This window comes from Nocardioides sp. Z35_8, assembly GCF_059621125.1.
On the sequence record NZ_JCAQIE010000007.1, the window covers coordinates 14111 to 37835 of the forward strand.

At 73.3% G+C, this 23725-nt stretch carries 22 protein-coding genes; 20 read left to right on the top strand and 2 right to left on the bottom strand.

Features of this window, described 5'->3' with window-relative positions; all coding sequences use genetic code 11:
* The first annotated feature begins 76 nt into the window (after positions 1-76).
* The 11 genes from AC54T2_RS19505 (at position 77) to pheT (ending at position 11715) form a co-directional block, all read left to right on the top strand.
* On the top strand, positions 77-592 hold the full coding sequence (locus AC54T2_RS19505) for an SseB family protein (protein ID WP_241005101.1): 516 nt from the start codon (positions 77-79) through the stop codon (positions 590-592).
* 266 nt (positions 593-858) lie between these two features.
* Positions 859-1584 (top strand): translation initiation factor IF-3, encoded by a 726-nt coding sequence (gene infC, locus AC54T2_RS19510; protein ID WP_491498744.1) that lies wholly within the window; start codon positions 859-861, stop codon positions 1582-1584.
* A gap of 113 nt (positions 1585-1697) precedes the next feature.
* A complete protein-coding gene (locus AC54T2_RS19515; RefSeq protein ID WP_056909573.1) occupies positions 1698-1910 on the top strand; it encodes a large ribosomal subunit protein bL35 in 213 nt (70 codons plus the stop codon).
* Between the two features lie 64 nt (positions 1911-1974).
* A complete protein-coding gene (rplT, locus tag AC54T2_RS19520) occupies positions 1975-2361 on the top strand; it encodes a 50S ribosomal protein L20 (RefSeq protein WP_496666996.1) in 387 nt (128 codons plus the stop codon).
* 5 nt (positions 2362-2366) lie between these two features.
* A complete protein-coding gene (locus AC54T2_RS19525) occupies positions 2367-3152 on the top strand; it encodes a TrmH family RNA methyltransferase (protein WP_496666997.1) in 786 nt (261 codons plus the stop codon).
* Positions 3149-3427, top strand: coding sequence for a DUF4031 domain-containing protein (locus tag AC54T2_RS19530; RefSeq protein ID WP_496666998.1), 279 nt, complete (start codon positions 3149-3151; stop codon positions 3425-3427). The genes AC54T2_RS19525 and AC54T2_RS19530 overlap by 4 nt, the downstream gene beginning before the upstream one ends.
* A 23-nt stretch (positions 3428-3450) precedes the next feature.
* On the top strand, positions 3451-4539 hold the full coding sequence (locus tag AC54T2_RS19535; RefSeq protein ID WP_496666999.1) for a sensor histidine kinase: 1089 nt from the start codon (positions 3451-3453) through the stop codon (positions 4537-4539).
* 69 nt (positions 4540-4608) lie between these two features.
* Entirely contained in the window at positions 4609-5319 is a 711-nt protein-coding gene (locus AC54T2_RS19540; protein ID WP_496667000.1) for a response regulator transcription factor, read from the top strand.
* Entirely contained in the window at positions 5316-7925 is a 2610-nt protein-coding gene (locus AC54T2_RS19545) for a DUF4153 domain-containing protein (RefSeq protein WP_496667001.1), read from the top strand. Before AC54T2_RS19540 ends, AC54T2_RS19545 begins: the two co-directional genes overlap by 4 nt.
* A gap of 155 nt (positions 7926-8080) precedes the next feature.
* Positions 8081-9193, top strand: coding sequence for a phenylalanine--tRNA ligase subunit alpha (gene pheS / locus AC54T2_RS19550; RefSeq protein WP_186342689.1), 1113 nt, complete (start codon positions 8081-8083; stop codon positions 9191-9193).
* Between the two features lie 14 nt (positions 9194-9207).
* Positions 9208-11715 (top strand): phenylalanine--tRNA ligase subunit beta, encoded by a 2508-nt coding sequence (gene pheT, locus AC54T2_RS19555; protein ID WP_496667002.1) that lies wholly within the window; start codon positions 9208-9210, stop codon positions 11713-11715.
* Positions 11716-11781: 66 nt separating this feature from the next.
* Here the strand turns inward: pheT and AC54T2_RS19560 are convergent, their stop codons facing one another.
* Complete coding sequence (locus AC54T2_RS19560) at positions 11782-13194, bottom strand: hypothetical protein (protein ID WP_496667003.1); 1413 nt, start codon at positions 13192-13194, stop codon at positions 11782-11784.
* Between the two features lie 79 nt (positions 13195-13273).
* Complete coding sequence (locus AC54T2_RS19565; RefSeq protein WP_186342692.1) at positions 13274-14077, bottom strand: maleylpyruvate isomerase family mycothiol-dependent enzyme; 804 nt, start codon at positions 14075-14077, stop codon at positions 13274-13276.
* A gap of 97 nt (positions 14078-14174) precedes the next feature.
* Between AC54T2_RS19565 and argC the strand changes: the two genes are divergently transcribed.
* From argC to AC54T2_RS19610, 9 genes are read left to right on the top strand one after another with little or no spacing between them, the layout of a single operon-like run.
* Positions 14175-15203 carry an N-acetyl-gamma-glutamyl-phosphate reductase gene (argC, locus tag AC54T2_RS19570; RefSeq protein ID WP_186342693.1) on the top strand — a complete coding sequence of 343 codons (1029 nt, stop codon included), beginning with the start codon at positions 14175-14177 and terminating at the stop codon, positions 15201-15203.
* Positions 15200-16351 carry a bifunctional glutamate N-acetyltransferase/amino-acid acetyltransferase ArgJ gene (argJ, locus tag AC54T2_RS19575; protein WP_186342694.1) on the top strand — a complete coding sequence of 384 codons (1152 nt, stop codon included), beginning with the start codon at positions 15200-15202 and terminating at the stop codon, positions 16349-16351. The genes argC and argJ overlap by 4 nt, the downstream gene beginning before the upstream one ends.
* The gene (argB, locus tag AC54T2_RS19580; RefSeq protein ID WP_186342695.1) at positions 16348-17301 is read left to right on the top strand and encodes an acetylglutamate kinase; all 954 of its coding nucleotides are present in this window, start codon (positions 16348-16350) and stop codon (positions 17299-17301) included. Before argJ ends, argB begins: the two co-directional genes overlap by 4 nt.
* A complete protein-coding gene (locus tag AC54T2_RS19585; RefSeq protein ID WP_496667004.1) occupies positions 17298-18491 on the top strand; it encodes an acetylornithine transaminase in 1194 nt (397 codons plus the stop codon). The genes argB and AC54T2_RS19585 overlap by 4 nt, the downstream gene beginning before the upstream one ends.
* A complete protein-coding gene (gene argF / locus AC54T2_RS19590) occupies positions 18488-19414 on the top strand; it encodes an ornithine carbamoyltransferase (RefSeq protein WP_186342697.1) in 927 nt (308 codons plus the stop codon). Before AC54T2_RS19585 ends, argF begins: the two co-directional genes overlap by 4 nt.
* Positions 19411-19992 carry an arginine repressor gene (locus tag AC54T2_RS19595; protein ID WP_186342698.1) on the top strand — a complete coding sequence of 194 codons (582 nt, stop codon included), beginning with the start codon at positions 19411-19413 and terminating at the stop codon, positions 19990-19992. Before argF ends, AC54T2_RS19595 begins: the two co-directional genes overlap by 4 nt.
* On the top strand, positions 19989-21419 hold the full coding sequence (gene argG / locus AC54T2_RS19600; protein ID WP_489976858.1) for an argininosuccinate synthase: 1431 nt from the start codon (positions 19989-19991) through the stop codon (positions 21417-21419). The genes AC54T2_RS19595 and argG overlap by 4 nt, the downstream gene beginning before the upstream one ends.
* Positions 21419-22870 (top strand): argininosuccinate lyase, encoded by a 1452-nt coding sequence (argH, locus tag AC54T2_RS19605; RefSeq protein ID WP_496667005.1) that lies wholly within the window; start codon positions 21419-21421, stop codon positions 22868-22870. The genes argG and argH overlap by 1 nt, the downstream gene beginning before the upstream one ends.
* Complete coding sequence (locus tag AC54T2_RS19610) at positions 22854-23420, top strand: DNA-3-methyladenine glycosylase (RefSeq protein ID WP_186342701.1); 567 nt, start codon at positions 22854-22856, stop codon at positions 23418-23420. The genes argH and AC54T2_RS19610 overlap by 17 nt, the downstream gene beginning before the upstream one ends.
* Positions 23421-23725: the final 305 nt, after the last annotated feature.

Here is a 23725-nt window from a genome sequence, read left to right on the forward strand (position 1 = left end):
ACCACACCTCCGTGACAATGGCCGCGTGCACCACGACGACCGAGACCCCGCCGGCCCCCCGGATCAGGAGCCGCTCGTGCGGACCATCCCCGACCCGGGGTTCGCCGACGACACCGGCGCCGGCGACCCGCGACTGGCCGGCCTGCTGGCCGCGCACGCGTCGGGTCAGGCCTCGTCCGGCGACGTGCTCACCGCCCTGCAGGATGCACGGCTGCTCGTCCCGGTCGTGGCGATCCTCGGCGAGGTCGAGGTCGACGACCAGGGGCTGGCCCACGACAAGACCTCCGACATGGCCGCGGTGCTGGTGCGGGCGGCGGACGGCAGCACGGGCCTGCTGGCGTTCACCTCCACCGAGACCATGGCGCGGTGGGACCCGCAGGCGCGACCGGTGCCGGTCACGGCGGCCACCGCCGCCACCGCGGCCGTGCAGGACGGGGCCGAGGCACTGCTGGTCGACCTCGCCGGCCCCGCGACGTACGTCGTCGACGGCGACGACCTCACCCGGCTGGCCGCCGGGTGGCGGCTGGTCGCGATCGGCGACGACCCGGAGAGTGGGGGCGGGCACGGCTGGATTGGGCCCTCCACGGAATGATCCGCTACCCTTTCGTGTTGACCGATCAGTGACGCGCAGCACCACCGTGCGACACCGATCCCGCCAAGCGGAGTCGAGCACCACCCGTCTCCCACCCGCATCGATCGCCCTGCACCACAGATCGTCGGGTCCGGTCCAGTGACACCACCGTCGTGAGACGGATGTGACCACCCAGCCTTCCCCTCGTGGGGGACGCGTCGTGACTGGCTCCCGCTTGGCAACAGCGGGAGCCATTGTTCATTTCCCGCACCGGAGATCCACGACCGGTGCGACAGGGGCTCCCATCCATCCGAACCACTGGAGGACCCATCAGCACCGAGCTGCGCATCAACGACCGGATCCGCGTACCCGAGGTCCGGCTCGTAGGACCCAACGGCGAGACCGTTGGCATCGTGCCGACCGACCAGGCACTCAAGCTGGCCCAGGAGGCCGACCTCGACCTCGTCGAGATCGCCCCGCAGGGACGCCCCCCGGTCTGCAAGCTCATGGACTACGGCAAGTTCAAGTACGAGAACGCCCAGAAGGCTCGTGAGGCGCGCCGCAACCAGACGAACGTGATCATCAAGGAGATGAAGCTTCGTCCCAAGATCGACTCGCACGACTACGAGACCAAGAAGGGTCACGTCGTGCGGTTCCTCGGCGCCGGCGACAAGGTCAAGATCACGATCATGTTCCGTGGTCGCGAGCAGCACCGCCCCGAGCTGGGCTTCCGGCTCCTCCAGAAGCTCGCGGAGGACGTGCAGGACCTGGGCTTCGTCGAGTCCTCTCCCAAGCAGGACGGCCGCAACATGACCATGGTCCTCGGCCCGCACAAGAAGAAGGCCGACGCCAAGATCGACGCCGAGGCCGCTCGCGCCACCAAGGAGCAGGCGCGTGCCGACCGCAAGGCCGAGGAGGACGCCGAGCGCGAGGCGGCCCACGCCGCCGGACCGGTGGCACAGAAGAAGGAGCGTGGCCGCTCCGAGAACCTGGACCCTGAGATCGAGGCCTGAGCGAAGCGAAGGGCTCGATCGAGCAGGTCGCGGCGGAGCCGTGACAACAGCCTGAGCACGGGCCGCTCACCCCCAGCAGACCACGAACCACGCACAAGGAAGTTGAGGCAGACATGCCGAAGAACAAGACCCACTCGGGCGCCAAGAAGCGCTTCAAGGTGACCGGCTCGGGCAAGATCATGCGCCTGCAGGCCGGCCGCAAGTCCGGCGCCGCGTTCGCGTCCGCGCCGACGACGGGCAGCCGCAAGAAGCACCGCCGCAACGCCGGCATGGTCGAGCTCGAGCCCGGCGACGTCAAGCGCGCCAAGAAGATGCTCGGCATCTGAGCCTCACCCCTGGTGGCCCAGCCGCCGACCTTCCCGACTTTCCCCTGCACCAAGGAGTAGCACCATGGCACGCGTCAAGCGCGCAGTGAACGCCCAGAAGAAGCGTCGTACCACCCTCGAGCGCGCCAGCGGTTACCGCGGCCAGCGCTCGCGGCTCTACCGCAAGGCCAAGGAGCAGGTCACCCACTCCCTGGTCTACAGCTACAACGACCGCCGCAAGAACAAGGGCAACTTCCGCAAGCTGTGGATCCAGCGCATCAACGCCGCTGCCCGCGCCAACGGGATGACCTACAACCGCTTCATCCAGGGCCTCGGCCTGGCCGGCATCGAGGTCGACCGCAAGATCCTCGCCGAGCTCGCCGTCAACGACGCCCCGGCCTTCGCCGCGCTCGTCGAGGCCGCCAAGGCCGCGCTGCCCGACGACGTCAACGCGCCCAAGGTCTCCGCCTGAGCAACATGCAGCCCCTCTCCGCGAGCAACGCTCGCGTCAAGGAGGCTCGCAAGCTGAGCCGCCGTTCGGTACGCACCGAGCGGCGGCTCTTCCTTGCCGATGGGCCCAAGGCGGTCGAGGGCGCCCTGGGCGTGGACGGCTGCGTCGTGGAGGTGTTCGCGACGCCCTCCGCGCTCGAGCAGCACGCCGCGCTCCTCGCATCCGCTCCGGTCACCGTGGTCGACGAGCGGGCGCTCGCCTCGCTGTCCGACTCGGTGTCACCGGCGGGCGTGGTCGCGGTGTGCCGCCACGTCGACGCCCCCCTGGCGCACGTCGTCGCCGCGTCGCCGCGCCTGCTCGCCGTCTGCGCCGACGTGCGCGACCCGGGCAACGCCGGCACCGTGATCCGCACCGCCGATGCGGCGGGCGCGGACGCCGTCGTGCTCGCCGGGCACTCGGTCGACGCCTACAACCCCAAGACCGTGCGCAGCACCGTCGGCAGCCTCTTCCACCTGCCGCTCGCGGTCGAGCCCGACGCCGCCGCCGTGGTGCGCGCGGCGCAGGCGCGCGGCCTGACGGTTCTCGCCGCCGACGGCGCGGGCGAGGTCGACCTCTTCGACGCGGACCTCGCCGGCCCCACCGCCTGGCTCTTCGGCAACGAGGCCTGGGGCCTGCCCGACGAGCTGGCCGCCCTGGCCGACCACCGCGTCGCCATCCCGATCCACGGGCGGGCCGAGAGCCTCAACCTGTCGACCGCCGCGGCCGTGTGCCTCTACGCCAGCGCCCGGGCGCAGCGAGGCGGACGGCCGTGATCCTCATCGACCCTCCCGCCGTCCCGCGCTGGGACCGGCTCTGGTCGCACCTGGCCAGCGACACCTCCTACGACGAGGTGCACGCCTTCGCCGCGTTCCACGGCGTCCCGGCCCGTGGCTGGGACCGCGACCACTACGACGTGCCGGCCGACGCCTACGACGCGCTGGTCGCCGCAGGCGCCGTGCCCGTGTCCTCGCGCGAGCTGGCGCTCGCGCTGCGCGCGGCCGGGCTGCGCCGGCCCAAGCCGGCGGCGCGTGGCGGCCGCTACCACTGACGCTGCGCGGCTAGGGTGCGCAGGTGTCCGCCGACCAGAACGCGCCACGCCACCGGGTGGACTCCGCCCGTCCGAGCCGGCTGCGGGAGCTCGCCGACTTCTACCCCGACGGCGTCCTGGGCGCGAGCCGCACGGGCGTGGTGACGCTCCTCAACGCACAGGGCGCCGCACTGCTCGGTGTCGACGCCGAGCAGGCGCGCGGCCTCCCGCTGCCCGACGTGCTGCGGCTGCTCGACCAGGACGGGCGCACCTGGCTCGACGTCAACCGGCCGTTCGACGCCATCTCCATCACCCGCGGCGTGCCCGAGCAGTCCTGGCTCAACGCCAGCGGGGAGGAGGTGCTCACCACCGCCCGGCTGGTGCGGGAGGGCAGGCGCGGTCCCGTCGTCGGGATCGCCGTCGGGCTGCGCAGCGGCCGGGGCCGGGCACGTCTCGACCGCGACCGCTCCGACCTGGTCGCGACCGTCGCCCACGAGCTCCGCTCGCCGCTGACCGGCGTGAAGGGCTTCGTGCAGGCGCTGCTCAACCGCTGGGACAAGCTCAGCGACGACCAGCGCAAGCTGATGCTCACCACCGTCAACGCCGACGCCGACCGGCTCTCGCGGCTGATCGCCGAGCTGCTCGACGTGGCGCGCATCGACACCGGCCGCCTCCAGCTCTACCCGCGCGAGGTCTCCGCGGAGGTGCTGGTGCGCCGCGTCGTCGAGTCGATCGAGGCGGGCACGTCGCGCGGGATCTCCCTCGAGGTGGAGCCCGGCCTGCCCGAGGTGTTCGCCGACCCCGACAAGTTCACCCAGGTCGTCACCAACCTCGTGGAGAACGCCGTCCGCCACGGCCAGGGGCACGTGCGGGTCCGCGTCGGTGCCTCCGACACCCTCGACGGAGTCCGGATCACCGTCGACGACGAGGGCGACGGCATCCCGGCCGAGCTGCGACGCCGGGTCTTCACCAAGTTCTGGACCACCGGCGACGCCGGCGGCAGCGGGCTGGGCATGTACATCGTCGGCGGGCTCTCGCGTGCCCACGGCGGCTGGGTCACCATCGACGACGCGCCCGGAGGCGGTGCCCGCGTGATGGTCGACTGGCCGCGCGAGGACCGCCGACCTGTCTGAGGCGCACCTCCACACAACCTCCACGAGTCGTCCCCGGCCTCGCCACGCCCGCGCTCCTAGGGTCGAGCCATGACGCTCCCCACAGCTGCGAGGACCGCCCTGGTGGTCGAGGACGACCGCACCATCAACGACGCGCTCGCTCAGCGCCTGCGCGCCGAGGGCTACGCCGTCGAGCAGGCCTTCGACGGCCCGTCGGCGGTCGACCTGGCCGCCACCGTGCGCCCCGACGTCGTGCTGCTCGACGTGATGCTGCCGGGCTTCGACGGCCTGGAGGTGTGCCGCCGGATCCAGGCGACGCGACCGGTGCCCGTGCTGATGCTCACCGCCCGCGACGACGAGGCCGACGTCCTCGTGGGGCTCGGGGTGGGGGCCGACGACTACCTCACCAAGCCCTTCTCGATGCGTGAGGTCGTGGCCCGGGTCGCCGCCCTGCTGCGGCGCGTGGAGCGCGCGGCCGCCCTCGCCGACGAGCGGCCGTCGGCCGTCGAGGTGGGCGGGGTGCGCATCGACCCCGGCACGCGGCGTACGACGGTCGCGGGCGAGCCGGTGCACCTCACGCCGACCGAGTTCGACCTGCTCCTGTGCCTGGCGCGGGCGCCCGGCCAGGTGCTGAGCCGCGAACGGCTCTTGCGCGACGTCTGGGACTGGGGCGACGCCTGGGCGAGCGCCAGCGCGACCCGCACCGTCGACAGTCACGTCAAGGCGCTGCGCAGCAAGGTGGGGGCCGCGCGGATCCGCACCGTCCACGGTGTCGGCTACGCGCTCGAGGTGCTGCCGTGAGCGGGTGGCTCGACGCCGTCTCCAGCCTCAAGGTCAAGCTCGGCCTGCTGGTGGTCGTGTCCGTCGTCACGGCCGTCCTGCTCACCCTGCTCGGCTCGGCCGCCGGCGTCTCGCCGGTCCTCGTGCTGCCCGTCAGCGTCGCCCTCGCGCTCGGTGTCACCCAGCTGCTCGCCGCGGGGATGGTCGCGCCGCTGCGCCGGATGACCGAGGTGTCGCGGGCGATGGCGCGCGGCGACTACACCGGTCGCGTGCGGACGAGCGCCACCGACGAGGTCGGCCAGCTCGCCCAGGCCTTCAACCGCATGGCGGAGGACCTCGCGACGGTCGACCGCGAGCGCCGCGACCTCATCGCCACCGTGTCCCACGAGCTGCGCACCCCGCTCACCGCCATGACCGCGTTGCTCGAGAACCTCGCCGACGGCGTCGTGCCTGCAGACCCACCGCACCTCGGGGCGGCGCTGGAGGAGGCGCAACGCCTCGGCCGGCTCGTCGAGGACCTGCTCCAGCTCTCCCGGCTCGAGGCGGGGGTGGTCGACCTCGACCGCCAGGACGTGGCGCTGCGCGCGCTCGTCGCGGACTCGGCGGCCCAGGTGCGTGCCGCCGGGAGGAGTGGGACCTTCGCGATCGACCTGGGCGAGGGGCTCGTCGTGCCCGGTGACCCGGCGCGGCTGCGCCAGCTCGTGACCAACGTGCTCGACAACGCCGCGCGCCACGCGCCCGCCGAGACGTCCGTGCGGGTCTCCGGCGGCGCCGCTGACGACGGCTGGTGGCTCGAGGTCGTCGACGCCGGCGGGGGAGTGGCACCGGAGGACCGCGACCGCGTCTTCGAGCGCTTCGGCACCGACGGCAGCGGCGGCACCGGCCTCGGGCTCGCGGTGGCGCGGTGGGTGGCCCAGCTCCACGGCGGCACGCTGCGCTTCCTCGACCCCGAGACGGGACAGGGCTCGCGGCTCCGCCTCGACGTGCCCACCGCGCCGGCCCCGTCCCCGACCGCGGCTCCCTCCGGGGCGCCAGCGGCAGAGACCGCCGCGCCCTCGGCGGAGCCCGTGTCGGTGCACCCGTCCGCCCAGGCGGCCGTCCCTAGTCGCCCCCAGCCGGGGCTCGACGCGCTGTTCGGTCGCTTCTGGCCCGAGCGCGGCGCGCCGCACGGCCTGCTGACCGTGGCCGCCGCAGCGGGCGCCGGACTGGTCGCGGGCGTCGCCCTCTCCTTCACCGCGGTCGGCGTCTCGTGGACGCTGGTCGCCGTCGTCTGCGGAGCCGCGGCGCTGGCCACCGCCCGCCGTCGCCGCGAGCCCTGGACCCTGGCGTGCGCCGCCCTCGCCCTGCTGCTCGTGCTCCCGATGACCCTGCTCGACGCCTGGTGGATCCAGATGCTCGGCCTCGTCGCCGCCACGGCGGTGTTCCTGTGCGGGGTCACCGGTGCGCGCACGCTGCCAGGGTTCGTGCTGACCGGCCTCGCGTGGCCGCTGGCGTCGGTGCGCGGCCTGCCCTGGTTCGGACGGACGCTGCGGATCGCCGGCACCGGCTCGCGCACCCCCGCCGTCGTGCGGACGACGGTGTGGTCCCTGCTCGGCCTCGGCGTCTTCGGCACGATCTTCGCCAGCGCCAACCCCGTCTTCGGGTCGTGGGTCGACCAGCTCGTGCCCAACCTCACCTTCAACGACCTGGTCGGGCGGGCGTTCCTGGCCTGCTTCGTCTTCGCCGCCACGCTCGGCGCGGCCTACCTCGCGCTCAACCCGGCCGACGTCGAGGTGCTCTCCGGACGGCGGCCGGCCGCCCTGGCCAACCGGTTCGAGTGGCTGGTGCCGGTGCTCGTCGTCGACGCCGTGTTCGTCGCGTACATCGCCGCCGAGGCCCGCGCCCTCATCGGCGGACGCGACTACATCGAGGCCACGACCGGCCTCACCTACGCCGACTTCGTGCACCAGGGCTTCGGCCAGCTCACCCTCGCCACGGCGTTGACCGTGCTGGTCGTCTGGGTGGCCTCGCGGCGCGCGGGCGACACCGCCGAGGACCGCCGCTGGCTGCTCGGCTCCCTCGGCCTGCTGTGCGCGCTCACCCTGCTCGTGGTGGCCTCCGCGCTGCGCGGGATGAGCGTCTACCAGGACGCCTACGGCTTCACCACGCTGCGCGTCTTCGTCGACGTCTTCGAGGGGTGGCTCGGCTTCGTCGTGCTCTCGATCATGGTCGCCGGGGTCACCGGGCTCGGTCGCTGGCTGCCGCGGGTCGCCCTCGTCTCCGGCGCGGTCGCGCTCATCGGCCTCGCTGCGATCAACCCCGACGCGTGGGTCGCCGGGCGCAACCTCGACCGCTACGACGCGACCGGTGACCTCGACATCCGCTACCTCCAGGACCTCTCCGCCGACGCCGCCCCCGTGATCGCCGAGCGGCTGCCCGCCGACGTGGCCCGCTGCGCGCTGGAGCGCCTCCCGCTCAACGGGCTGTCGGCGGAGGTCGTCGACGACCCGCGGGCCTGGAACCTCGCGCGCGAGCGCGCCGAGCACGCGCTGCGCGATCTCGGGATGGTCGGCGCCTCGGGTCGCCCCGCACCCGCCTCCGGCGAGGGCGACGAGTGCGCCGCCGTGTGGAGCGCCTTCGAGGAGTAGCATCGTCGTCGTGCACACGAGCCTGCGATTTCCGAGCCCCGGACCTGTTCCGTCGGGCAGCTGACGCCACCGGGTCCGGGGAGTCCCCGTCCGACCCGACGCTCGTCCACTTCTAGACTCTGCGGCGAACCGATGTCGCCGCGCGAAAGGGAGCCATGTCCGGCCCCAACACCGACTACGACCCTGTCGAAGTGACCCCGCTCAAGGCCGACCAGGTCGAGGCGATGCGCGACGCGGCCCTCGCCGCCATCGCGGACGCCGCCGACCTCGACACCCTCAAGCAGGTCCGCCTCGACCACGCCGGCGACCGCTCGCCCCTTGCCCTGGCCAACCGTGAGATCGGCGCCCTGCCGCCGCAGGCGCGCAAGGAGGCCGGCCAGCGCGTCGGCCAGGCCCGCGGCGCGGTCAACCAGGCCCTCGCGGCTCGCCAGGCCGTGCTCGAGGCCGAGCACGAGGAGCGGATGCTGGTCGAGGAGACCGTCGACGTCTCCCTGCCGACCACGCGCCGGCGCCGCGGCGGCCGCCACCCCCTGACCCTGCAGTCCGAGCTCATCGCCGACCTGTTCGTGGCCATGGGCTACGAGGTCGCGGAGGGCCCGGTGGTGGAGGCCGAGTGGCTCAACTTCGACGCCCTCAACCTCGGTCCCGACCACCCCGCCCGCACCATGCAGGACACGTTCTGGACCGAGCCCGCCGAGGACCACCTCGTGCTGCGCACGCAGACCTCGCCCGTCCAGGCGCGCACGATGCTGACCCGCACGCCACCGATCTACGTCGTGTGCCCGGGCCGCGTGTTCCGCACCGACGAGTACGACGCGACGCACTCGCCGATGTTCCACCAGGTCGAGGGCCTCGTCGTCGACGAGGGCATCACGATGGCCCACCTCAAGGGCACGCTCGACCACTTCGCCTCCCAGCTGTTCGGCGACGGGATCACGACGCGGTTCCGCCCGTCCTACTTCCCGTTCACCGAGCCGTCGGCCGAGGTCGACGTCCGCTGCTTCGTGTGCCGCGGCTCCGGCCTCGACGAGGCGGGCTCCGCCTCGTGCCGCACCTGCCGCGGCGAGGGCTGGATCGAGTGGGGCGGCTGCGGCGTGGTCAACCCGCGCGTGCTCGTCGCCTGCGGGGTCGACCCGCAGGTCTACAGCGGCTTCGCCTTCGGGATGGGCATCGACCGTTCGTTCATGTTCCGCCACGGGCTGGAGGACCTGCGCCCCCTCTTCGAGGGCGACGTCCGGTTCAGCAGCGCGTTCGGCACCGAGATCTGAGAGGGGAGAGCGAGATGAAGACACCCCTGTCCTGGATCCTGGAGCACGTCGACGTTCCCGCGGGCACCACCACCGAGGAGATCACCGACCGGCTCACGCTGACCGGCCTCAAGCTCGAGGCGATCGTCAGCCCCGGGCGCGAGATCACGGGCCCGCTGGTCATCGGTCGCGTGCTCACGATGGAGCCCGAGCCGCAGAAGAACGGCAAGACCATCAACTGGTGCACCGTCGACGTCGGCCCCGAGTTGAATGCGGCCCACGGCACCGGCGAGCAGTCCGACGGGGTGGGCATCGTCTGCGGCGCCCACAACTTCAAGCCCGGCGACCTCGTCGTCACGGTGCTGCCCGGCGGCGTGCTGCCCGGCGGCTTCGAGATCGGCGCCCGCAAGACCTACGGCCACCTGTCCGCGGGGATGATCTGCTCGGCCCGCGAGCTCGGGCTCGGCGAGGACCACGACGGCATCATCGTGCTGCCCGAGGACGCCGGTGCCCCCGGCGACGACGTCCGTCCCGTGCTCGGCCTCGACGAGGAGGTCATCGAGTTCGAGATCAACCCCGACCGGGCCTACGCCCTGTCGCTGCGCGGCATCGCGCGGGAGGTGCTGGTGTCCGTGGACGGCGCCGGCAACTTCCGTGACCCCGCGGTCCGCGACACCCCTGCCGCCAACGACCAGGGCCACCCCGTCGTCGTGGAGGACGCCGAGGGCTGCCCGGTCTTCGTCGCCCGCCGCGTCGACGGCTTCGACCCCACCGCGCCGACGCCCGACTTCATGGCGCAGCGCATCACCGCGGCCGGCATGCGGCCCATCTCGCTGGCCGTCGACGTCACCAACTACGTCATGCTCGAGACCGGCCGGCCGATCCACGGCTACGACGCCGACCGGGTGCAGGGCGCGCTCGTCGTACGCCGTGCCCGCGAGGGCGAGCGGCTGACCACCCTCGACGGCACGTCCCGCGAGCTCGACCGCGGCGACCTCGTGGTCACCGACGACTCGGGCATCATCGGCCTCGGCGGCGTCATGGGCGGCGAGACGACCGAGATGTCGAGCACCACCACGTCGGTGCTCGTCGAGGCGGCCCACTGGGACGCGGTGTCGATGTTCCGCACCGGCCGCCGGCACCGGATCACCTCCGAGGCGGGCAAGCGCAACGAGCGCGGCGTCGACCCGACGATCTGCGAGGCCGCGGCCGACCGTGTCGTCGAGCTGCTCGTCGAGCACGGTGGCGGCACCGCGCACCCCGGCGTCACCGTCGTCGGCACCCCGCCGGCGATGCCGGTCGTCGACGTGCCGGGCGACCTGGCCGCCCGCGTGTCCGGGATGGACATCAGCGAGGAGCGCGCCGTCGAGTGCCTGCGCGCCGTCGGCTGCGAGGTCGAGGGCAACGGCACGCTGGCGGTGACGCCGCCGCCGTGGCGCCCCGACCTCACCGACGCGCAGGACTTCTCCGAGGAGGTCATCCGCCTCGTCGGCTACGACAAGGTGCCGTCGGTGCTGCCGACCCCGTCGTCGGGCCGAGGGCTGACCCGCGCCCAGCAACTGCGCCGGAGGATCGGACGCACGCTCGCCGGCGAGGGCTACGTGGAGGTGGTGAGCTTCCCGTTCGTGGGCGAGGCCGACCTCGACGCGCTGGGCCTGCCCGACGACGACCCGCGCCGCGACCTGCTGCGGCTGTCCAACCCGCTCAGCTCCGAGGCCGCGTGGATGACCTCGACCCTGCTCCCGGGCGTGCTGCGCGCCGCGGGCCGCAACGTCGGGCACGGCACGAGCGACCTCGCGCTCTTCGAGACCGCCACCGTCACCCTCCCGCGCCACGCCGGACCCGCCGCGATCCTGCCGGTGGACCGGCGTCCGAGTGCCGAGGAGTTCGCCGCGCTCGATGCCGCGCTGCCGGCCCAGCCGCTGCACCTCGCGGTCGTCGCCAGCGGCGACGCCGTCTCGGGCGGCTGGTGGGGCCCGGCGCGGCCGGTGTCGTGGTCCGACGCCGTCGAGGCGGTGCGCGCCGTCGCGGCGGCGCTCGGCCTCGAGGTGACCGCGACCGCGGCGGAGGTCGCCCCGTGGCACCCCGGTCGCTGCGCCGAGCTGTCCGTGGCGGGCGAGGTCGTCGGCCACGCGGGTGAGCTGCACCCGAAGGTCTGCCAGGCGTTCGGGCTGCCCAAGCGCACGGTCGCCGCGGAGGTCGACCTCGACGTGCTCATCGCACGCTCGATCCACCTGCGGCAGGCGCCGGTCTTCTCGTCCTACCCGGTCGCCAAGGAGGACGTGGCGCTCGTCGTCGACGCCTCCGTCCCGGCCGCCGACGTCGAGGCGGCCCTGCGCGAGGGAGCGGGCGAGCTGCTCGAGTCGCTCCGGCTCTTCGACGTCTACACCGGCGACCAGGTGGGCGAGGGAAGGAAGTCGCTGGCCTACGCGCTCCGCTTCCGGGCTCCCGACCGCACGCTCAAGGAGGGCGAGGCGGCCGCCGCGCGCGACGCCGCGGTGGCGCACGCCACCGAGCGGACGGGCGCCGTCCAGCGCACCTGATCCGCGCTCGTCGACACGCACAGTGGGCCTTGAGTCTCCAGGAGACTCAAGGCCCAGTGCGCACGATCAGCGGCTCTCGCAGGTACGCCGTACCTCGGCCGAGCAGCGGTCCCGACCCTGCTGCCCGAACGCCTTGTCCCGGCCCGGACCGCCGATGATCTCGTCGCCGCGCCCACCGCCGAAGAGCCTGTCGTTCCCGGGGCCGCCGAGCAGCCGGTCGCGTGCCTGCGACCCGACGAGACGGTCCGTGCCGGGCCCGCCCGCCAGGACGACGGGGTGCTCGCCTCGCAGGGTGCCCGAGGCGGTGGCGTTGAGGACGTCGTCGCCCCCGCGACCGCGGACGCGGATCCGCTGGCTCGCCATGATCTTGACCTTCTCGTCGCCGGCGCTGCCCACGACCCTCACGTCTCCACCCTTGAGCAGGAGGTCCTCGAAGTCGTCGAAGCCGAAGGAGTGCCGCACGGCCCCGTCGCCCACCGGGACGCACGAGAAGGTGCCGCCGACCCGGACGGTGGCGGTCGAGCAGGCGTTGCCGGAGTAGCTGTCGCGACCGGGGCCGCCCGTCACCCTCCCGCTTCCCATCGAGTGGAGCGCGAGGTGGTCGTCTCCTCCGCCCATCGAGATCACGCGTCGTCCGCCGGTCGTCCGGGACGCGAGCACCAACGTCTCGTCGGCGTCGGTGCCGGTGAAGCTCTGGTCCCTCGTGTGGACCCCGACCTCGTAGTGGGCGATCGACCCCGCCCAGCGCAGCACGGTCCGGCCGTCGACGACCGCGGCGCGGGCGGGGCCCGAGACCGTCGTCGAGGCGCCCTGCCAGCCGGGGTGCAGCGACAGGGTGTTGTCGCCCGGACCGAGGTCGAGGGTGCCGGCGCCTCCCTGCTCCCCGGCCCACTCGACGCTGTCGTCACCGGTGCCGGTGAGCACCGTGTCGTTGTTCGTCGCACCGGGCGTCGTGGTGCCGGAGTGGACGACGTCGTCTCCGCCGCGGGTGTCGATCACGTCGACCTCCACGTCGAGCGAGCCCTCGACGCTTCCCGTCTCCCGGACGCCGGCGTAGACGGTCTCGTGGAACGGGGACGCCTGCGGGTTCGACGGGATGACGGCGTCGAGTCCGACGTAGGAGTCGGCGCCCGTGCCGAGGACGATGGTGTACCAGACGTCCTCGACGTCGGTGCTCTCGTTGACGACGGTGTCGTCGCCCGCGCCCGCATCCACGGTCACGTTGCGCATCCCACCCTCGGGAGCGGCGACGATGCAGATCGTGTCGTTGCCTCCGAGCCCCTGCGCTGTCACGCCCGGCTGCGGGACGACCACCATGACGTCGTCGCCCTCCGTCCCGGTGCTCCCCACGACCGTTGCCGGCCTGCCCTGGCAGGTGATCGTCGGCGCACCGTGCGCCGGGGCGCCGGTCGTGACCGGCGCGACGCCGGCGAGGGCGGTGGTGAGGGCCGCGACGGCGGTCTTGAGTGCTCTTCGCATGGAGTGGTCTTTCCGTGGTGTCTGATGAGGGCGACGAGGAAGACGCAGCCGACTCCCGATTGGTTGTGGCCGGGCGCGTTCAGTTGATCGGCGACGCCACGATGGTGCTGAACCGCCCGAGCACACCGCGGTCACCGGCGGTCGAGAGCTCCTCGCTCCCGCCGCGGTTCCACAGCCACAGGTCGAGCGGTGCGGCCGGACCGTCGACGACCAGGTCCGGCTCGACCTCGGCGCCCTCGGGGGCGGGCACGACGTGGAAGTCCTCCTCGTCGGCGTAGGACGTCCCGCTGTCGGGGTCGGTCCCCGCGAAGGTCCCGAACCGCAGCCAGAACGAGTCGCCGGTGTCGGTCACGTCCACCCGCACCAGTCCCTCGCCGGGCTCCCACGATCCCCATGTCGGCATCCCGCCGTACATCACGTCGAGGCACTCGTGGACGCCGTCGGCGGCGAGCACCGGGTCGAGCTCGCTCGCCACGCCGGCCGCCTGCTCGGCGTCGACGCGGTGCACCAGCGCCTCGTGCGCCTGGCGGCGCAGGATGAAGCCGACCGTGTGGTCGCTCGACCAGTTCCAGGCCTCCTCCGACGGGTCCGCGGCCGCCAGCGCGTCCGCCAGGTCGCGTGACCACTCGTCGAAGACCTCGAGCAGGTCGTCGTACGACTCGGGGCGGGGCGGGTCGACCTCCTCGGGCCGCGCGGGGCGGGCGCGCACCACCTCGGCCCACCGGTGCTGGACCGTGGCCAGGTGCCACAGCAGGTCGGCGGCGTCCCAGTCGGGGCAGGCCGGCACCCGTGCCGACGGCTCGCGCGCGGCGAGCACCTCGCGGAAGCGGGCGGACTCCGAGCGGAGGTGGTCGAGGTAGGTCTCTGGCGCCAGACGGGTCATCCCCGTCACGCTAGGGGAAGCGGCCGGGGCGGCGCTCACGGTTTCCGGTTCGGACCCCCAGCAACGCATCATGCAACGCCATGTATAGTCATGCAGCATGACCGCATCAGTCGCCGTGGCCGGAGCCAGCGGGTACGCCGGGGGAGAGGTGCTCCGCCTGCTCCTCGGCCACCCCGACGTCGAGGTCGGCGCGCTCACCGCCGGCTCCAACGCCGGTGAGCGCCTCGGTGCCCTTCAGCCCCACCTGCTCCCGCTGGCCGACCGGGTCCTGGCCGACACCACGGTCGACGTCCTCGCCGGGCACGACGTGGTCTTCCTGGCCCTCCCGCACGGCCGCTCCGCGGTGATCGCGCAGGCGCTGGGCGACGACACCGTGGTGATCGACTGTGGGGCCGACTTCCGGCTGACCGACCCGGGGGAGTGGGAGGCGTTCTACGGCGGCGAGCACGCCGGGGCGTGGCCCTACGGCCTGCCCGAGCTGCCCGGCCAGCGCGAGCTGCTGCGTGGCGCGCGCCGGATCGCCGTCCCCGGCTGCTACCCGACGGTCTCGACGCTCGCGGTCGTGCCCGCCCTGGCCGCCGGCCTGGTCGCCCCCGACGTGACCGTGGTGGCCGCGTCCGGCACCAGTGGCGCCGGCAAGGCCGCCAAGGCGCACCTGCTCGGAAGCGAGGTGATGGGCAACGCCAGCGCCTACGGCGTCGGCGGCACCCACCGGCACACCCCCGAGATCGTCCAGAACCTCAGCGCCGTCCACGGCGCCCCGGTGGCGGTCGGCTTCACGCCGCTGCTCGTGCCGATGTCGCGCGGCATCCTCGCCACCGTCCAGGCGCCGCTGCTCGACGGCGTCACGCCGCAGCAGGTCCGCGAGGCCTACGCCGCGGCCTACGACCCCGAGCCGTTCGTCCACCTGCTGCCCGAGGGGCAGTGGCCCCAGACCAAGTCCGTGGTCGGCTCCAACGCCGTGCAGGTCCAGGTCGCCGTCGACGAGCGCGTACGACGACTCGTGGCGGTGGCCGTGGTCGACAACCTCGCCAAGGGCACCGCCGGCGCCGCCGTCCAGTGCATGAACCTCGCCCTGGGCCTCGACGAGGCCACCGGGCTCACCACGATCGGACTCGCTCCATGACCGTCACCCACCCCGCCGGCTTCACCGCCGCCGGCGTCGCCGCCGGACTCAAGTCCACCGGCGCGAAGGACCTCGCCCTCGTCGTCAACGAGGGCCCCACCCACGACTCCGCCACCGTCTTCACCGCCAACCGCTGCAAGGCCAACCCCGTGCTCTGGAGCCAGGAGGTCGTCAAGGACGGCGTCGTGCGTGCGGTCGTGCTCAACTCCGGCGGCGCCAACTGCTACACCGGGCCCGAGGGCTTCCAGACCACCCACGCGGTGGCGGAGAAGGTCGCCGACGGCCTGGGCATCGGCGCGATCGACGTCGTCGTCTGCTCGACCGGCCTCATCGGCCTCGCCAACGACCGCGACGACCTCCTCGCCGGGGTCGAGGCGGCGACCGCCGCGCTCTCGGCCGACGGCGGGGCGCAGGCCGCGGAGGCGATCATGACCACCGACTCGGTCAGCAAGAACACCGTCGTCGAGGGCGCGGGATGGTCCATCGGCGGCATGGCCAAGGGCGCCGGCATGCTGGCGCCCCAGCTCGCCACGATGCTCGTCGTCCTCACGACCGACGCCGTGGTGCCCGCCGCCGACCTCGACACCGCCCTGCGCGCGGCCACCCGGGTCAGCTTCGACCGGCTCGACTCCGACGGCTGCATGTCGACCAACGACACCGTCACCGTGATGGCCAGCGGCGCCAGCGGCATCACGCCGACCCCCGAGGACTTCACCGCCGCCCTCACCCAGGCCTGCACCGACCTGGCGATGCAGCTGCTCAAGGACGCCGAGGGCGCCGACCACGAGATCGCCATCACCACCGTCCACGCCGCCACCGAGGACGAGGCCGTGGAGGTCAGCCGCAGCGTCGCGCGCAGCAACCTCTTCAAGGCCGCGGTCTTCGGCAAGGATCCCAACTGGGGCCGCGTGCTGGCCTCGGTCGGCACCACGCAGGCGCGCTTCGACCCGGCCGACCTCGACGTGGCGATGAACGGCGTGTGGGTCTGCCGCGAGTCCACCCCGGCCGAGGACCCGGCGGGGGTCGACCTGTCCGGCCGCGAGGTCAGCGTCACCATCGACCTCAAGTCGGGCGACGCCCGCGCCACCGTCTGGACCAACGACCTCACCCACGCCTACGTCCACGAGAACAGCGCCTACAGCTCATGAGCGACGCACCGACGACCGAGACCGTCCAGAGCCCCCGCCGGCCCGACCCGGCGAAGGCCCGTACCCTCGCCGCGGCGCTGCCGTGGCTCAAGCGCTACCACGGGCGCACGATCGTGGTGAAGTACGGCGGCAACGCGATGACCGACGAGTCGCTCAAGGTCGCCTTCGCCGAGGACATCGCCTTCCTCCGCTTCGCCGGCTTCAAGCCGGTCGTCGTGCACGGCGGCGGCCCGCAGATCTCCCGCATGCTCGACCGCCTCGGCATCGAGTCGGAGTTCCGCGGCGGGCTGCGGGTCACCACCCCCGAGGCGATGGACGTCGTCCGGATGGTGCTCGTCGGCCAGGTGCAGCGCGAGCTCGTCGGGCTCATCAACCAGCACGGCGCCCTGGCGGTCGGCCTCTCCGGCGAGGACGCCGGGCTGTTCCGGGCCGAGCCCGCCAGCACTATCGTCGACGGCGAGGAGGTCGACCTCGGACTCGTCGGCGAGGTGGCAGAGGTGCGGCCCGAGGCGGTGCTCGACCTCATCGAGGCGGGCCGCGTCCCGGTCGTCAGCTCGGTCGCGCCCGACGTCGAGGGCCGCGTCCACAACGTCAACGCCGACACCGCCGCCGCGGCGCTCGCGGTGGCCCTGGGCGCGGAGAAGCTGCTCGTGCTGACCGACGTCGAGGGCCTCTACCGCGACTACGGCAACTCCGACGACCTGATCCAGGAGATCGGCCCGGAGGCGCTGGGCGAGCTCCTGCCGACGCTCGACGCCGGCATGGTCCCCAAGATGCGCGCCTGCTACGAGGCGGTCACCGGGGGAGTGCCACGCGCGACGGTCGTCGACGGTCGCGAGCCGCACGCCGTGCTGCTCGAGATCTTCACCGACGAGGGCGTCGGCACCCAGGTGCTGCCCGGCGCCGCCACCCGGATGCGCAAGCCCTACCCCACCGAGGAGCAGACGTGAGCGACATCCAGGAGCGCTACGCCGGCGCCGTGATGAACACGTTCGGCCCGCCCGTCCTCGCGCTGGTGCGGGGTGAGGGCGCCCACGTGTGGGACGCCGACGGCAAGGAGTACGTCGACCTGCTCGGCGGCATCGCGGTCAACGCCCTCGGCCATGCACACCCGGCGCTGGTCGAGGCGGTCACCGGCCAGCTGCAGACGCTGGGCCACGTGAGCAACTTCTTCGCCACCGAGCCGCAGGTCGCGCTCGCCGAGCGGCTCGTGGCCCTGCTCGGCTGGGACGACTCGGCGCGGGTCTTCCTCAGCAACTCCGGCGCCGAGGCCAACGAGGCGGCGCTCAAGCTCACCCGCCGCACCGGCCGCACCAGGCTCGTCGCGGCCGAGGGGTCCTTCCACGGCCGCACGATGGGCGCGCTCTCGCTCACCTCCAAGGCCGCCTACCGCGAGCCCTTCGAGCCCCTGCCCGGCGACGTCACCTTCGTCCCGTACGACGACGTGGCCGCGCTCGAGGCCGCCGTCGACGGGACCGTCGCGGCCGTCGTCCTCGAGCCGATCCAGGGGGAGGCCGGCGTCGTCGTGCCGTCCCCCGGCTACCTCGCCGCCGCGCAGCGCATCGCCCACGACCACGGCGCGCTGCTCTGGCTGGACGAGGTGCAGACCGGCATCGCGCGCGCCGGCGCGTGGTTCGCCCACCAGCTGCTCGACGGCGTCGAGCCCGACGTGGTCACCCTCGCCAAGGGCCTCGGCGGCGGCATCCCGATCGGCGCCACCGTCGCCCGCGGGACGGCCGCCACGCTGCTCCAGCCCGGCAACCACGGCACCACCTTCGGCGGCAACCCGGTCGCGGCCGCCGCCGCGCTGGCCGTGCTCGCCACGGTCGAGGCCGACGGACTGCTCGACGCCGCCGTGGCCCGCGGCGCCCAGCTCGAGGCGCTGCTGCGGGCCCAGCAGGGCGTCGTGGACGTCACCGGCGCCGGGCTGATGCGCGGCGCCGAGCTCGACGGGCCCTACGCCCCACAGGCCGTCGCCGCCGCCCGCGACGCCGGCTTCATCCTCAACGCCACCGGCCCGACCCGGCTGCGCTTCGTCCCGCCGCTCGTGATCGGCGCCGCCGACCTCGATGCGCTGGGGGCCGCCCTCCCCGCCGTCCTCGACACCGCCCGCCGCGCCGCCCAGGAGGCCACGCCATGACCCGTCACCTCCTCCGCGACGACGACCTCTCGCCGTCGGAGCTCGTCGAGGTCCTCGACCTCGCCGATCGGATGAAGGCCGCACCCTTCGACCACAAGCCGCTGGCCGGCCCGCGCACCGTCGCGCTCGTCTTCGACCGTCCCACCCTGCGCACGCAGGTCTCCTTCGCCGCCGGCATCGCCGAGCTCGGCGGCAACCCGATGACCGTCGACGGCGGCCTGGCCGCGATGGGATCGCGCGAGGGCGTCGAGGACGTCGCCCGCATCCTGGGGCGCCAGGCCGCCGCGATCGTGTGGCGCACCGCCCACCAGGGCGACGTGGTGACGATGGCGGCCTACTCCGGCGTCCCCGTCCTCAACGCCCTCACCGACGAGTTCCACCCCTGCCAGCTCCTCGCGGACCTCCAGACCGTGCGGGAGCAGAAGGGCCGGCTGTCCGGGCTCCGCGTCGCGTTCGTCGGCGACGGCGCCTGCAACATGGGCAACTCCTGGGTGCTCGCCGGCGCGTCCGCGGGCATGGACGTCGTCGTCGGCGCCCCCGAGGGCTTCACCCCCGACGCCCACGTGGTCGCCAAGGCGCGCGACATCGCCCAGGACACCGGCGGATCGGTCGAGCTCACCGCCGATCCGGTCGAGGCGGTCTCCGGCGTCGACGTCGTCGTCACCGACTCGTGGGTCAGCATGGGCCGGGAGGAGGAGGCGCAGGAGCGGCTGCGGGTCTTCCCGCCCTACGGCGTCACCGACGACCTGCTCTCCCACGCGGCCGCCGACGCCATCGTCATGCACTGCCTGCCCGCCTACCGGGGCAAGGAGATCTCCGAGGAGGTCATCGAGGGGCCGCAGTCGGTGGTCTGGGACGAGGCGGAGAACCGCCGCCATGCCCAGAAGGCGGTGCTCGCCTGGCTGCTCGAGCGTTCGTCATGACCGCCACGACGCCGCTGACCAAGGGCGCCCGCCACCAGCGGATCATCGACATCGTCACCACCCACCCGGTGCGCTCCCAGACCGAGCTGGCCGACCTGCTGGCCGACCACGGCGTACGCGTCACTCAAGCGACGCTGAGCCGCGACCTCGTCGAGCTCGACGCGGTCAAGGTGCGCAGCCCCGACGGCGCCCTCGTCTACGCCGTGCCGGGGGAGGGCGGCGACCGCAGCGCCTCCGCGCCGCGGGCCAGCGCCGCCGGCCGGGACCGGCTGGCCCGGCTCTGCGCCGAGCTGCTGGTCAGCGCCGAGGCCAGTGCCAACCTCGTCGTGCTGCGCACGCCCCCCGGGGCCGCCCAGTTCCTCGCCAGCGCGTTCGACAAGGCGGAGCTGGGTGACATCCTCGGCACCATCGCCGGTGACGACACCCTGCTGGTCATCGGTCGCGACCCCGCCGGCGGTGACGCGCTGGTGCAGCGCTTCCTCGACCTGGCCAACGACCCCCGGCACGGCCACGGCGGCACCACCCCGGCACCCACCCCCGCTTCCCCCAGCCCCACCACTGCAAAGGACATCTCGTGAGCAAGGTCCTCACCTCCCTCCCCGTCGGCGAGCGCGTCGGCATCGCCTTCTCCGGCGGCCTCGACACCTCGGTGGCCGTCGCCTGGATGCGCGAGAAGGGCGCGGTCCCGTGCACCTACACCGCCGACATCGGCCAGTACGACGAGCCCGACATCTCCGGGGTGCCCTCGCGCGCCCTGCAGTACGGCGCCGAGCTGGCCCGCGCGGTCGACTGCAAGACCCAGCTCGTGGAGGAGGGGCTCGCCGCGCTCGCGTGCGGCGCGTTCCACATCCGCTCGGGCGGACGCGTCTACTTCAACACCACACCGCTCGGCCGCGCGGTCACCGGCACCATGCTCGTGCGTGCCATGCACGAGGACGGCGTGAACATCTGGGGCGACGGCTCGACGTTCAAGGGCAACGACATCGAGCGGTTCTACCGCTACGGCCTGCTCGCCAACCCCGACCTCCGCATCTACAAGCCGTGGCTCGACGCCGACTTCGTCAGCGAGCTGGGTGGGCGCCACGAGATGAGCGCCTGGCTCACCGAGCACGGCCTGCCCTACCGCGACAGCCAGGAGAAGGCCTACTCCACCGACGCCAACATCTGGGGCGCCACCCACGAGGCCAAGACGCTGGAGCACCTCGACGTCTCGCTCGAGACGGTCGACCCGATCATGGGCGTGCGGTTCTGGGACCCCGCGGTCGCCATCGACACCGAGGACGTCACCATCCGCTTCGAGCAGGGCCGCCCGGTCGCCGTCAACGGCCTGCGCCACGACGACCCGGTGGCGCTCGTGCACGAGGCCAACGTGATCGGCGGCCGGCACGGCTTGGGCATGTCCGACCAGATCGAGAACCGCATCATCGAGGCCAAGTCGCGCGGCATCTACGAGGCGCCCGGCATGGCGCTGCTGTTCATCGCCTACGAGCGACTGGTCAACGCGATCCACAACGAGGACACCGTCGCGCAGTACCACAACGAGGGCCGCAAGCTCGGCCGCCTGCTCTACGAGGGCCGGTGGCTCGACCCGCAGGCGCTGATGATCCGCGAGTCGATCCAGCGCTGGATCGCCTCCCTGGTCACCGGCGAGGTCACCCTGCGGCTGCGCCGCGGCGAGGACTACTCGATCCTGCGCACCGACGGCCCGGCGTTCTCCTACCACCCCGACAAGCTGTCGATGGAGCGCACCGACAACGCCGCCTTCGGTCCCACCGACCGCATCGGCCAGCTCACCATGCGCAACCTCGACATCGCCGACTCGCGCGCCAAGCTCGAGCAGTACGCCGCTCAGCCGCTCGACCAGGGCCAGGTGCTGGTCGAGAACGGCACCCTCTACGGTGCCATCGAGGCCGGCGGCTACGACAAGATCACCGACAACCCGGCCGCCACGGCGGACGACGAGTCCGCCCTCGACAACGCAGCGATGGAGTTCGGGACCGACTGATGCCACAGACACCGACGAGCGGCGGCACCACCAACGAGGGCTCGCTGTGGGGCGGCCGCTTCTCGAGCGGCCCGTCCCCCGAGCTGCAGGAGCTGTCGCGGTCGACGCAGTTCGACTGGCAGCTGACGCCCTACGACCTCGCCGGGTCGCGCGCCCACGCCAACGCCCTGCACCGGGCCGGGCTGCTCACCGACGCCGACCACGCCGAGCTGCTGCGCGGGCTGGCGGTGCTGGGGGAGCGCTACGCCGCGGGGGAGCTGGCGCCCGCGCCGAGCGACGAGGACGTCCACGGCGCGCTCGAGCGGCTGCTGCTCGAGGAGGTCGGCCCGGAGGTGGGTGGGCGGCTGCGTGCCGGGCGCTCGCGCAACGACCAGGTCGCGACGCTGTTCCGGGTCTACCTGCGCGACCACGCCCGCACCATCTCCGCGCTCGTCCTCGACCTGGTCGACGTGCTCGCCGAGCAGGCCGCGGCGCACCTCGACCCCGACGGGTCGAGCACCGTGATGCCGGGGCGTACCCACCTCCAGCACGCGCAGCCGGTGCTCCTCTCGCACCACCTCCTCGCGCACGCCTGGCCGCTGGTGCGCGACGTCGAGCGGCTGCGCGACTGGGACGCGCGGGTCGCCGCCGACTCGCCCTACGGCTCCGGGGCGCTCGCCGGCCAGACGCTCGGGCTCGACCCGGAGGCCGTGGCCGCCGAGCTCGGGTTCTCCGGCTCGTCGGCCAACTCCCTCGACGGCACCGCGGCCCGCGACTTCGCCGCCGAGTTCGCGTTCGTCACCGCCCAGGTCGGCGTCGACCTCTCCCGCCTCGCCGAGGACGTCATCCTCTGGACCACCCGCGAGTTCGGCTTCGCGACGCTGCACGACTCGTGGTCGACGGGGTCGAGCATCATGCCGCAGAAGAAGAACCCCGACATCGCCGAGCTCGCCCGCGGCAAGGCCGGCCGGCTGGTCGGCAACCTGGCCGGGCTGTTGGCCACGCTCAAGGGGTTGCCGCTCGCCTACAACCGCGACCTGCAGGAGGACAAGGAGCCGGTCTTCGACTCGGTCCTGACCCTCGAGGTGCTGCTGCCGGCGGTGACCGGCATGGTCGCCACCTTGACGTTCGACGCCGCGCGGATGGCGGAGCTCGCGCCCCAGGGGTTCTCGCTCGCCACCGACGTCGCGGAGTGGCTGGTGCGCGAGGGCGTCCCGTTCCGCGACGCCCACGAGCTCGCCGGCGCGTGCGTACGCCGCTGCGAGGAGCTCGGCTGCGACCTGCCCGACCTCAGTGACGAGCAGCTGGCCGGCATCTCCCCGTTCCTGACCCCGGCGGTGCGGTCCGTGCTCACCGTCGAAGGCTCGGTCGCCTCGCGCGCCGGTCGAGGCGGCACCGCGCCGGTGCGCGTTCAGGAGCAGCTCGACGAGCTCCGCGTCGCGAGCACCGGTCACCGTGCCCGCCTGGGCTGAGGGCGACCCGATCGAGGTCGCACCCCGGGTGCTCGGCGCCGTGATCACCCACGGCGGGGTGTCGGTGCGGCTCACCGAGGTGGAGGCCTACGCCGGCCCGCTCGACCCCGGGTCCCACGCCCACCGGGGCCGGACCGCGCGCAACGCGGTGATGTTCGGCCCGCCCGGGCGCCTCTACGTCTACTTCGTCTACGGCATGCACCACTGCGCCAACCTGGTGACCGGACCCGACGGCGACCCCGGCGCCGTCCTGCTCCGCGCCGGTGAGGTGGTCGCCGGCCACGACCTCGCCCGACAGCGGCGCCCCGGCAGCAGCGACCGCGACCTCGCGAGGGGGCCGGCGCGTCTGTGCCGCGTGCTCGACCTCGACCTGTCCCACAACGGCGATCCCGTCGACCTGGTCTCGGGGGAGCGGGTAGCCGACATCAGCAGGGGTCCGCGGGTCGGGCTCCGGCACGCAGCCGAGCGTCCGTGGCGCTTCTGGATCACCGGCGATCCGACCGTCAGCACCTACCGGCCCGCCGCCCCGCGGCGTCGTACAGGCCGCTGACCTGCGGTGATGCGTAGAGGGCACCCCCGGTTTTGCATGCTCGGCGAGGACGGTCTAATGTTTCACCTGTCGCCGCAAGCGGCGCCGCTTCCTGGCCAGAAGGCCAGATGAGGCGGAGACCAGCTGCGACCACCGAAGCACGAAGCTCACGAGTTTGACGGTGAGCCAAGAGCCCGGTAAGTTTGTGCAGGTTGCCCCGCGACCAGACCGGCCCAGCCGGCGCGGAACGGGTGCGTCTGATACTTGAGAACTCAACAGTGTGTTTGATTAGTCGACGAATTAGTTTGTTTTGCCCCGTTGACGTC